The organism is Lysobacter sp. Soil_N_23, assembly GCF_057656135.1.
Window position 1 is genome coordinate 66,615 of the sequence record NZ_JBDGKY010000020.1, and the last position, 12,119, is coordinate 78,733.

7 protein-coding genes are annotated in these 12,119 nt (G+C 66.0%); 4 read left to right on the plus strand and 3 right to left on the minus strand.

Translation table 11 applies throughout. The features are described from left to right. Positions 1-71 precede the first annotated feature (71 nt). Complete coding sequence (locus tag AC3A3X_RS14460) at positions 72-2,066, plus strand: alpha/beta hydrolase family protein (protein ID WP_487583720.1); 1,995 nt, start codon at positions 72-74, stop codon at positions 2,064-2,066. A gap of 132 nt (positions 2,067-2,198) precedes the next feature. Here AC3A3X_RS14460 and AC3A3X_RS14465 read toward each other — a convergent pair whose 3' ends face one another. Then, positions 2,199-3,986, minus strand: a complete 1,788-nt coding sequence (locus tag AC3A3X_RS14465; RefSeq protein ID WP_487583721.1) for a peptide MFS transporter — start codon at positions 3,984-3,986, stop codon at positions 2,199-2,201. 142 nt (positions 3,987-4,128) lie between these two features. Between AC3A3X_RS14465 and AC3A3X_RS14470 the strand changes: the two genes are divergently transcribed. Both AC3A3X_RS14470 and AC3A3X_RS14475 read left to right on the plus strand, forming a co-directional pair. Next, on the plus strand, positions 4,129-6,138 hold the full coding sequence (locus AC3A3X_RS14470; protein WP_487583722.1) for an OPT family oligopeptide transporter: 2,010 nt from the start codon (positions 4,129-4,131) through the stop codon (positions 6,136-6,138). A 203-nt stretch (positions 6,139-6,341) separates the two neighbouring features. Then, positions 6,342-8,411, plus strand: a complete 2,070-nt coding sequence (locus AC3A3X_RS14475) for a S9 family peptidase (protein ID WP_487583723.1) — start codon at positions 6,342-6,344, stop codon at positions 8,409-8,411. 62 nt (positions 8,412-8,473) lie between these two features. On the opposite strand, the gene AC3A3X_RS14480 is transcribed toward AC3A3X_RS14475, so the two are convergent. Together AC3A3X_RS14480 and AC3A3X_RS14485 are read right to left on the minus strand one after the other, a co-directional pair. After that, a complete protein-coding gene (locus AC3A3X_RS14480; RefSeq protein WP_487583724.1) occupies positions 8,474-9,541 on the minus strand; it encodes an NAD(P)H-dependent flavin oxidoreductase in 1,068 nt (355 codons plus the stop codon). Positions 9,542-9,682: 141 nt separating this feature from the next. Further along, complete coding sequence (locus AC3A3X_RS14485; protein ID WP_487583725.1) at positions 9,683-10,627, minus strand: integron integrase; 945 nt, start codon at positions 10,625-10,627, stop codon at positions 9,683-9,685. Between the two features lie 531 nt (positions 10,628-11,158). Between AC3A3X_RS14485 and AC3A3X_RS14490 the strand changes: the two genes are divergently transcribed. Continuing rightward, positions 11,159-11,674: a hypothetical protein gene (locus AC3A3X_RS14490; protein WP_487583726.1), complete on the plus strand. Its 516-nt coding sequence runs from the start codon at positions 11,159-11,161 to the stop codon at positions 11,672-11,674. Positions 11,675-12,119 lie beyond the last annotated feature (445 nt).

Consider the following 12,119-nt stretch of genomic DNA (forward strand, 5'->3'; position numbering starts at 1 on the left):
TCGGGTAGGCTCTGTTGGCGCGTCTGGGGGCCAGGCTGGTCGGGGCGCGCCAACGACCTTGGGGAAGGAAAATGAAGCGAGTTGCATTGCTGGCAGCACTTGTCGGGTTGATGCCGGTAGCGGCGGCCACGGCCGCCGACGGCGGCGTCGACGTGGGGGCCTACGTCAGGAAAGATGAATTCACCGACGTGAAGCTCTCGCCCGGTGGCGAGTACTTCGCGGCGACGGTGCCGTTGGCCGACCGCACCGCGCTGGCGGTCATCGAACGTGGCACCAACAAGATCACCGGAACCTTCAAGCTCGGACGGAATGCGCACGTCGCCGATTTCGACTGGATCAGCCGTGATCGCCTGCTGATCAGCATCGCCGACCGCTTTGGCGAGCTGGAGCGACCGCTACCGACCGGCGAGCTGATCGCGATGAACGCTGACGGCGGCAAGACCGAGATGCTCGCCGGATTCCGTGTCGACGATGGCGGCCTGGGCACGACGATCAAACCGAAGAAGGGCAGCGACAGCATCGCCGCATTCCCCATCGCGGCTCCGTACAACGAAGGTCGCACCGCGCTGGTCCAGGTCATGCCCTTCAGCGCCGATCCGTATCCGGCGATCGAGAACATCGATGTGTTCACCGGCCGGCGCGGGCGCGTCGCGGTTTCGCCGGTGAGGAGCGCCAGCTTCTTCACCGACAATCGCGGCGAGGTCCGTTTCGTCGCCGGGTCGGAGTCCGACAACGTCCGCAAGCTCTACTATCGCTCCGGCGCGGGGGGTGCGTGGACCCTGTTCGGCACGGAAGACAGCAAGGGCAGGTTCGAGTATCCGATCGGTTTCTCCGCCGACGACAAGATCGTCTATCTGTTCGCAGAACAGGCAAAGGGACCCGCCAGGATCGTCGCGCTGGACCTGACCAGCCGCGAGCGCAAGGTCGTCCTGGCCGACGACAACGTCGACCCGGACCGCATCATCTACCGCAACGGCACGCGCATTCCGCTGGGCGTGTTCTTCATGGACGGCAAGCCGCGTACGGCCTTCATCGACGAGACCGTACCGGAGGCCAGGCTTTACCACAGCCTCGAGTCGGCATTTGCCGGCAGCAGCGTCGAGATCACCTCGCAGACCTCCGACGGCAGCCTGGCGTTGATCCGGGTTTCCAGCGACCTCAATCCGGGCGACTTCTACCTGTTTGACACCGTCAACAAGAAGGCGGCGCATGTGCTGGCCCGCCGTCAGTGGTTCGATCCCGAGCAGATGTCGCCGATGCAGCCGGTCAAGCTGGCCGCGCGCGATGGCCTCGAACTGCAGGGCTATCTGACCACGCCCCGGGGCAGCAGCGGCAAAGGGCTGCCGCTGGTGGTGATGCCGCACGGTGGCCCGTTCGGTATCCAGGACGAGTGGGGCTTCAACGACGAGGCGCAGATGCTGGCCGCGGCAGGTTACGCCGTGCTGCAGGTCAACTATCGCGGCTCGGGCGGATACGGCCTGGCTTTTGAGCAGGCCGGTGCGCAGCAGTGGGGTGGCACGATGCAGGACGACCTGACCGATGCCACCCGATGGGCGATCGCGCAGGGCATCGCCAACAAGGATCGCATCTGCCTGTATGGCGCCAGCTACGGCGGCTACGCCGCACTGATGGGCGTGGCCAAGGAGCCGACGCTGTACCGCTGCGCGGCCGGCTACGTCGGCGTGTACGACTTGCCGAAGGTGCAGACAGACGCCAACCGCGATGCAAAGCGCTGGGGCAACTGGACGGCTGACTGGATCGGCAAGGCCGCCGATGTCGGTCAGGTATCGCCCAACCGCATGGCCGACCGGATCAAGGTGCCGGTGTTCCTGGCCGCAGGTGGCGAGGACGAAACCGCACCGATCGAGCACAGCAAGATGATGGAACAGGCGCTGCGCAAGGCCGGTGTGCCGGTGGAGACCCTGTACTTCGATACCGAAGGCCACGGCTTCTACCTGCCCGAACATAAGAGCGAGTACTACACCCGCCTGCTGGCCTTCCTGTCGCGCAGCCTCGGCGGCGCGGTGGCGACGACCGGCACGGGCGCGGCGAAGTCGGCGAAGTAAGCGTGCCGAGGAAGGAGGGGCTGCCAGGCAGCCCTTCCGGTCTCCTGTTGGAGCGAGCTTGCTCGCGATCACGCCTGCGCGAGGCGGATGCGCCAGGTCGCGAGCAAGCTCGCTCCTACGACGAAGACCGGGTCACTTCACGCCATGCATCATCCGTCGCAGCATCGGCGAAGCGATCAGTGCGACCACGGCCCAGCCGATGCCTATCCACATCATCAGCCAGAACAGGCTGGCGTACTTGATGCCGGCGACGGCGAAGTCGAGCGTGGTGCCTTCGGGGATGTCGATCGCGGCGAGCTTGCCGAACAGCGCGGCGAGCGTTTCCGAGAATGCGGTGGCGAGGAACCAGGTGCCCATCATCAGGCTGACCACGCTCTTGACCGACAACTGCGTCACCGCGGCCAGCCCGACCGGCGCCAGGCACATCTCGCCGATCTCCAGCACCAGGTAGGCCAGCACCAGCCACCACACGCTGGCCACTTCGCCGGTGACGCCGGCATGCTGCGCGGCCAATGCCAGCGGGATGAAGCTCAGTCCGGCGAAGAGCAGGCCGAAGGCCGACTTCACCGGCTTGGACGGGTCCATGCCGCGGCGGTCGAGCACGTCCCACAGGCGGCCGAACAGCGGTGCCAGCAGCACCAGGAACAGCGCGCCCAGGTAGGTCAGCGAGCCGGCGGTCTGCGGCAGCACCAGGCAGTCGCGCAACAGGAACACCAGCATCACCAGCACGGCAGATGCGAACAGCACCTTGGGCATGCGCGATTCGGGATGGCGGTCCGACAGCGCCGCCGAGACCATGAACGCCAGCGGCGCCAGCAGCAGCGAAATCGTCGACCACGGCCACGGCGTGCCTTCGCGGATCACCAGCGACGGCGCCACGTCCTTGGTCAGCATGCGGTCGGTGAAGGTCACCCACGATCCGTAGGTCTGCTCGTACAGGGTGAAGAACACCAGGCACATGAAGATCATCGCCAGCAGCGAGATCATCTGCTGGCGCTGCACCGGCGTGCAGCGGGCGGTGACGAACCAGGCGAACCAGGCCAGCACCGCCAGCATCACCAGCAGCATCAGCAGCAGCGCCAGCGAGATTTCGCCACCGAGGGCGAAACGGCCGTTGGCCACTGCCCACATCAGCGCGGCGACCGGCACCAGGCCGAGCATCATGCCCAGGTAGATCGCCCACTCTCGCGGCAGGCCGAGCACACGCTCGCGCAGGCGCGAAGGGTCCGGCGGTTCGGCGTGCCCGTGCAGATACTTCTGGCCCCACAGGAACTGCCCCAGCCCCAGCAGCATGCCGATGCCGGCCGCGCCGAAGCCCCAGCTCCAGCCCAGCGTCTGGCCGAGGTAGCCGCACACCAGCGAGGCGAACAGCGCGCCCAGGTTGATGCCGGCGTAGAACAGCGAGAAGCCCGAGTCGCGGCGCGGGTCGTTGTCGGGATACAGGCGACCGACGATCGTGGAGATGTTGGGCTTGAGGAAGCCCACGCCGAGGATGATCAGCGACAGCGACAGGTAGAACACCCGCAGCGAGGCTTCGTCGCGCACCACCACGCCGTTGCTGATCTGCGCGGCATGGCCTTCCACCGCCATGCCCAGGTGGCCGGCAACGAGCAGCAGACCGCCGAACACCACCGCCTTGCGCATGCCCAGGTAACGGTCGGCCAGCAGGCCGCCCACCACCGGCAGGCAGTAGACCAGGCCACCATAGGCACCGAGCACGTCCAGGCCTGAGCGGTCGCCGAATTTGTGGTGCTGCAGCAGGTACAGCAGCAACAGCGCCTTCATGCCGTAGAAGGAGAACCGCTCCCACATCTCGGTGAAGAAACAGACGTAGACGCCCTTGGGGTGGCCGAAGAGCTCATCGCGGGCGTCGCGGATGACGACGTCGCCGGGGACGGCCGGGGCTGCGATGGTGGACATGGGCGATCCGTGACTGAAGTCGCCGAGATTCTAGACGGTATGGTCCAGGCCCAGGAACGACCCTGCGCGCACTGCCGGGGCGGATGTACGGCGCGGCGGCCGGTCTGCAATACTCGCCCGATCTTCAGCACGGGCCTCTCCAGTGACCAGCAACAGCCTGACCGACGCGGCTCCGCGCGCCGAACTGACCGTACGCAGCGTCATCCTCGGCGTCGTCATCACCCTGCTGTTCACCGCGGCCAACGTCTTCTTCGGCCTCAAGGCCGGCCTCACCTTCGCCACCTCGATCCCGGCGGCGGTGATCTCGATGGCCCTGCTGCGCAACTTCAAGGGCTCCACGATCCAGGAAAACAACATCGTCCAGACCATCGCCTCGTCGGCGGGCACGTTGTCGGCGATCATCTTCGTCCTGCCGGGCCTGGTGATGATCGGCTGGTGGACCGGCTTCCCGTACTGGGAGTCGTTCGCGATCTGCGCGCTGGGCGGCATCCTCGGCGTGATGTACTCGATCCCGCTGCGGCGCGCGCTGGTCACCAACTCCGACCTGCCGTATCCCGAAGGCGTGGCCTGTGCCGAAGTGCTGAAGGTCGGCAGCGGCGGTGACACGTCCACTGCCTCGGGCGTCGAGGAAAGCCGCTACGGACTGCTTGCGGTGGTCTGGGGTTCGGTCGTGGCCGCGGCGTTCTCGCTGATCGTCGCCACCCGCATCTTCGGTTCAAGCGTCGGCGCGTACTTCCGCATTGGCGGCGACCGCGGCGGCGTCACCGGTTTCGATTTCACCCTGTCGATGGCGCTGCTCGCGGTCGGCCACCTGGTCGGCCTGTGGGTCGGCGTGGCGATGGGCGTGGGCGCGCTGATCGCCTGGGGCTGGGCCGTGCCGCACTATTCGGCGCTGGCCGCCACTGCAGGCCCGGCGGCCGACCTGGGCCAGGCGACCTGGGCGACCTATGTGCGCTTCATCGGCGCCGGCACGATTGGCGTGGCCGCGATCTGGACCCTGGCCAAGCTGGTCAAGCCGGTCGCCAGTGGCCTGGCCTCGGCGATGGCCGCCTCGCGCATCCGCAAGGCCGGCCAGGCGGGCTCGCTGCCGCGTCAGGAACAGGACATCCCGATCGGCGTGGTCGGCATGATCTCGCTGGCCTGCTTCATCCCGATCGCGGTCCTGCTGGGGCACTTCGCCCTCGGCAGCGGTTTGGGCGATCACATGTGGAAGCTGGTGATTGGCGGGGTGCTTTATGTCGTCGTGATGAGCTTCCTGGTGTCGGCAGTGTGCGGCTACATGGCCGGCCTGATCGGTTCGTCCAACAGCCCGCTGTCGGGCATCGGCATCCTGGTGGTGATCGGTGCGGCGCTGCTGCTGACCTTCGGCATCAAGCCGCTGCTGGCGCCGGGCAACGAGAAGGGGCTGGTCGCATTTGCGCTGTTCGTCACCGCGGTGGTCTTTGCCGTGGCGACCATCGCCAACAACAACCTGCAGGACCTCAAGACCGGCCAGTTGGTGGACGCGACACCGTCCAAGCAGCAGTGGGCGCTGGTGGTCGGCGTGCTCGCCGGCGCGGCGATCATTCCGCCGATCCTCGACCTGCTCAACCAGGCCTACGGGTTTACCGGTGCGCCCGGTGCCGTGCCCGGCCGCGCGCTGGCCGCACCGCAGGCCGGCCTGATCTCGGCGCTGGCGCAGGGCGTGATCCTGGGCAACATCGACTGGAGCCTGATCCGCATCGGCGCCTACATCGGCGCCGGCCTGATCGTCGTCGATTCGGTGCTGCGCCGCACGACCAGGTCGGCGCACCTGTCGCCGCTGGCCGTCGGCCTGGGCATCTACCTGCCGACCTCGGCGACGCTGATGGTGGTGGTCGGCGCGATCATCGGCTGGCTCTACGACCGCCGTGCCGAACGCAGCGCCAAGCCGGAGTCGACCAAGCAGATGGGCGTGCTGCTGGCCTCGGGCCTGATCGTCGGCGAAGGCCTGATCGGCGTGGCGATCGCGGCGCTGGTGGCGTTCTCCGGCGAGGACTTCCCGCTGGGGCTGGTCGGCGACGGCTTTGCCGGTCCGGCGGTCTGGATCGGCGGCGCGGCGTTCGTCGCGGTCATCTTCGTGCTGTATCGCTGGGCGGAGCGGGTCAGCGCCAAGGCCGCGGCGGCCCGGTAGGAGCGAGCTTGCTCGCGAACCTCCGATCAATCCCCCTCCGAAAAAGCGGGTCGCGAGCAAGCTCGCTCCTACGAAATGCAGTGGTCTGAACAGGGGGCGCCGGCCAACCGGCAAACCCGGCAACGACGGCGGGCGTATTGACCTTTGCGGCCGCCGTCACGGGCGCCTAACATCGACGGTCTTTGTACCTAGCTGGAGCCGTCATGACGTTTCGCCGCGCCCTTCTGCCGCTGATGCTGGCGGCCGCGCTGTCCCCCCTTGCCGCCTCGGCCGCCCCGCGCGGTTTCGAAGTCCGCGACATGGCCACGCTCGACCGCGTGTCGTCGCCCACGCTGTCGCCCGACGGCCGTCGCGTCGTGTTCGCCAAGCGCGTGGTCGATTTCGCCGCCAACAAGGGCGTCTCGTCGCTGTGGATCGAGGACCTGTTCGCGCGCGACGCCGCGCCGCCGGTGCGATTGACGCCGGAAGGCTGGAACGTCAACTCGCCGAGCTTCTCGGCCGACGGCAAGACGGTTTACTTCCTCAGCGCCAAGTCGGGCAGCTCGCAGCTGTACTCGATTCCGGCCAGTGGCGGCACGCCGAAGCAGCTGACCGCGTTCTCCACCGACGTCGGCGGCTACAAGCTCTCGCCCGACAGCAAGCGCATCGCCTTCAACGCCGAAGTGTTCGCCGACTGCAAGGGCGACTTCGCCTGTTCGCAGAAGCGACTGGACGACAAGGGCAAGCAGAAGAACAGCGGCATGCTGTTCGACCGCATCTTCATCCGTCACTGGGACGCCTGGAACGACGGCCGCCTCAACCGTCTGTTCGTGACCGCCCTGGCCGACAAGCCGGTGACGACGGCGACGCTGGTCAGCTTTGATGTGATCGGCGACGTGCCCTCGCGCCCGTTCGGTGACAGCAGCGAGTACACCTGGGCGCCGGACGGGCAGAGCCTGGTGTTCAGCGCGCGCATCGCCGACGCCAAGGAACCGACCTCGACCAACTTCGACCTCTATCAGGTCAGTGCCGACGGCACCGGCGCGGCGAAGAACCTGACCGCCGCCAATCCCGCCTGGGACACCGGCGCCACCTTCAGCGCCGACGGCAAGACCCTGTACTACCGCGCGATGAAGCGCCCGGGCTTCGAGGCCGACCGCTTCGCCCTGATCGCGCTCGACCTGGCCGGCGGTCAGCGCCGCGAGATCGCTCCGCAGTGGGATCGCTCGGCGGACGGCATCACCCTGTCTGCCGACGGCAAAAGCATCTACACCACCGCGACCGACATGGGCGAGCACCCGCTGTTCGCCGTCGACATCGCCAGCGGCAAGACCAGCAAGCTGATCGGCGAAGGCAGCGTGTCGGCGATCGACCTGGCCGGCCCGACCCTGGCGCTGACGCGCAACTCGCTCAAGAGCGGCGACGTGCTCTACACCACCAGCAGCGATGCCACCGCACCGCTGCGCGCTATCACCGCCACGACCGGCGAAACGCTGAAGGACGTCGCGTTCGGCGACTTCGAACAGTTCGACTTCAAGGGCTGGAACGGCGACACCGTGCACGGCTACGTGGTCAAGCCGTGGAATTACGTCGAGGGCAAGAAGTACCCGGTGGCGTTCCTAATCCACGGCGGCCCGCAAGGCAGCTTCGGCAATGGCTGGAGCTACCGCTGGAACGCGCAGACGTATGCGGGCCAGGGCTACGCGGTGGTCATGATCGACTTCCACGGCTCCACCGGTTACGGCCAGGCCTTCACCGACGCGATCAGCCAGCACTGGGGCGACCGCCCACTGGAAGACCTGCAGAAGGGCTGGGCCGCGGCGCAGCAGAAGTACGGCTTCCTCAACGGCGACAAGGCCTGCGCTCTGGGCGCCAGCTACGGCGGCTTCATGGTCAACTGGATCGCCGGCAACTGGAACCAACCCTGGAAGTGCCTGGTCAACCACGACGGCGTGTTCGACCAGCGCATGATGGGCTTCGCCACCGAGGAACTGTGGTTCACCGAGTGGGAGCAGGGCGGCACCGCAATCGACAAGGCCGCCAACTACGAGAAGTTCAACCCGGTCAACCACGTCAAGGACTGGCGCGTGCCGATGCTGGTGGTGCACGGCCAGCTCGACTTCCGCATTCCGGTGGAGCAGGGAATCGGCGCGTTCACCACGCTGCAACTCAAGGGCATCGAGTCGAAGTTCCTGTACTTCCCGGACGAGAACCACTGGGTGCTCAAGCCGCAGAACTCCGTGCAGTGGCATGACACGGTCAACGCCTGGCTGAAGCAGCACATCGGCGAGTAATGCCCTGAAAAGCCCCTCTCCCGCTTTGCGGGAGAGGGGTTGGGGTGAGGGCAGGGCGCACGTCAACGCAACAGCGCCGCCGCCTCCGCAACCAACGCCGTAAACAACTCACCCGCGCGCCGATGCCTCAGCAGCGGCGCCCCCTGTCCCGCCCACAGCGAAATCATGTCGCCGCGCCCTTGCGCCGCGGCTGTCGCCTTGAACGTCCCGGTGAACCAGTTCTGGATCGGGTAGGGCAGTGGCGCAACACCTTCCCATTCTTCGACGAACCGATTGCGGATGCCGCGCGCAAGCCGCCCGCTGAAGGCACGCGTCAGTGCGGTGTACTTCGCGTCATCACTGAACAGCATCTTGCGATGCAGCTCGTTCGTGCCGGACTCCTCGCAGGCCAGGAACGCCGTACCGATCTGCACGCCCTGCGCGCCGAGCGTCAGCGCAGCAGCGACCCCACGTCCGTCGGCGATGCCACCGGCGGCGATCACCGGCGTCGACACGCGATCGACCACCTGCGGAATCAGTGCCAGCGTCCCGGTCAAGGACTCCTCGGCAGAGCGCAGGAACGACACGCGGTGTCCGCCGGCCTCGAAACCGGTGGCGACGATGACATCCACGCCGGCCTGATCCATAGCGATCGCCTCGTCGATCGTGGTGACGGTGCCCATCGTGGCGATGCCGCGGCTTCGGCATTCCGACAGGATTGCAGGGGAGGGGATGCCGAACACGAAACTCATCACCGGCGGCCGTGCATCGAGCATGGCCTGCACCTGGTCTTCGAAGCGCTGGCCATAGCGTTCGGGCATCGGCGGCGGCGTCATGCCGAGCGCGTCGTAGTAGGGGCGGAACCGTTCGATGGCGGCCGCGAACTGTTCGGCCGTGAGGCGATCGCCGCCGGGATCCTGGTTGGACACCCACAGGTTCAGCGCGAACGGTCGCTGCGTTCGTGCGCGGATCTGCTGCGCGAGCTCGCCGAGCTTCTCTGGTGCGAGGTGATGGGCGCCGAACGAACCAAGCCCACCCGCCTCCGACACGGCGACCAGCAGATCGATCGAAGACAGCCCCCCGCCGAACGGCCCCTGCACGATCGGATACTGCAGACCCAGGCGCCGGGTGAAGTCGTTGTCATGCCACATGGCATCACTCCATTGCGGGAAGGGCGCCCGGGCCGGAGGGGCCGGACCATGGCGTTCGTGGCGTTACTCTAGGCGCGATTGCGCAGTGGGCGGATGAAGGCACGGGCCGGAATCAGACGGGCGCGCCATGCCGTGTGAGCTTCAGCGATCCAACGGGCTCACCACGCCGTGCCCGCCGCGGTTGAGCACGTGCGTATAGATCTGCGTAGTGCGCACATCGGCATGGCCAAGCAGTTCCTGGATCGTGCGCAGGTCATAGCCTGCCTCGAGCAGGTGCGTTGCGAACGAGTGACGCAGCGTGTGGCAGGTGGCCGGCTTGACGCTCCCGGCACGCGCGGATGCCGCCTTGACCGCGCGCTGCAAGCCCTTCTCGTCGCGATGATGCCGGCGCACGAGCCCGGAGCGCGGGTCGACGCTGCGCACGGCCGCCGGGAAGACATACTGCCAACGGGACTCGCGGGCGGCATTGGGGAACTTGCGCGCCAGCGCGTCGGGCATCCAGACCTCGCCGAATCCTGCCGCGAGGTCGCGTTGGTGCAGCGCACACGCTTCCTCGATCTGCGCGCCCAGGCGAGCACATAGCGCCTGCGGCAGCATCGTCCGCCGATCCTTGCCGCCCTTTCCCTGGCGTACGACCAGTTCCGCTCGCTCGCGGTCGACGTCCTTGACCCGCAAGCGCACGCACTCCATCAACCTCAGTCCGCTGCCGTAGAGGAGGGACGCCATCAGCCCGTGCACGCCCGACATCTCCCCGAGCAATGCCGTCACCTCGGCGCGCGTCAGCACCACCGGGAGACGCTGCGGTTTCTTCGCCCGACGGATCTCCTCCATCCACGGCAGCGCCTGACCGAGAACCTCGCGGTACAGGAAGAGCAGGGCAGCCAACGCCTGGTTCTGGGTCGAGGGCGACACGTTGCCGCGTACTGCCAGCAGAGTGAGGAACTGCTCCACTTCCCGGGCACCCATCTGGTCCGGGTGGCGCTTTCCCTGGGCCAGGATAAAACGCCGTATCCAGCCGGCGTAGGCGTCCTCGGTTCGCTTGGCCATGCCGAGGCGGCGAGCACGTTCGCGCACACGATCCAGCAAGCGCGGCGGACTGCCTGGCGACCCGTCAACGGCCCTGCTTGTCCTGTCCCCGGCCCGGTGATAGCGTCGCATCGGAGAATCCTGAACAAAGTTGGCCGACCGACAGGTTAGGCACCGGCTATAGGCACTTCATTCGCGACAAGCCATTGTTTCGTGTAGGGAAGCCCTGAAGACGATCCTTCCACCAAGATGGATAGACACCGGGTTTACATCCCAGTCTGTCGTCGAATAAATAGTTAGGCTTGTTGTCGCCGCTGTGCAGCCGTAAGGGTGTAGACGCATGTTGGCTACTGACGCGTCGCAAGTGGCTTCGGTAGATGCAGGGGGTTTGTCCCTGGGAGCAGGTTTCGGGCCGGGAAGGTGGGCCAGTTCAAAGGGCACTGCAAGCTGCTACATTCCGCTCGGGGAAGGCCCAGTGCATGGTCGGCTGCAGCTGTCGGCTCCGGACACGGCGCTAGGCCTAACAGTTCGTTCAAGCCGAACACCAATCGCTACGCGATTAGTGTCGGCTTAACTCTGGCGTTAGCGCTTATGAAGGCCATCACACTCGCACTCTTACTTCTACTGTCCGGGGTGTCACTGGCCCAGGGTTATGAGGGATTGCTGGAGCCAATCTCCGGCAAGCTCGACTACCAGACAATTGAGTTCATGTCGGTCGCCCCCGGCGACTTGCTCCCTTCGCACGGAGAAGCCGAAGGGCTTCCACCGGCCACGCCGAGGGAGCGAGCTCTTCGTGTCGTAATCTACCGCTCCGAGATCTATCAAGATCTCGTGATTGAAACAATTACGACTGGACTGGAGGGCTGTTGCGTGAGGCTCGCATCCTCTGGTCGTATTAACTTGGCGTCCTTCGCTGTCCACTTCGGGTTCAAGGGCGAGGTGTCAGGCATTCACTTTGGGGAGTGGTCTTCACCGCGATCTTTCAGTTTTACGTACAAGGGCGTGCCGTTCCGTGCCACGGTGTTCGAGGGCGGTGCAGTCAGCATCGATCGCGAGATGGGCGCTAACAGTTCATTCAAGCCGAAGCCACTTCGTGGCTCGGCTTAACTCTGGCGTTAGGCCTCAAGAGCACCTATGCGACCACTCGAAGAAAAGAAGCTCCTCACTCAAGTCCTCCATCGACTCGACAACCCAAAAGCCAGCTTCCTACTAAGCAAGTGGTTCCTGCCCTTGGCTTGGCTAGCCTGTGCTGTGGCGTTCGGCATTGTCTTTCAGCATGGGGGTCGCTTCGGCGATTTGGCAATGGCACTGGGGTTTATCTTCCTCGGCATAGGGATCGGGATCGTCACCTTCAGCAGGGTCTGCGCTAGGCAAGAATCAATCATGCGAGGTCACATTGACCGTGAGAGCATTGCTCGTAGGCTGGCCGCGCTTGAGGCCTAACATTTCATTCAAGCCGACACCGCTCCGCGGTGCGGCTTAACTCTGGCGTTAGGCGGCACACCATGCATCGTCTCTACCCGATCGCAGATGACTTTGAGGCGACTATCCG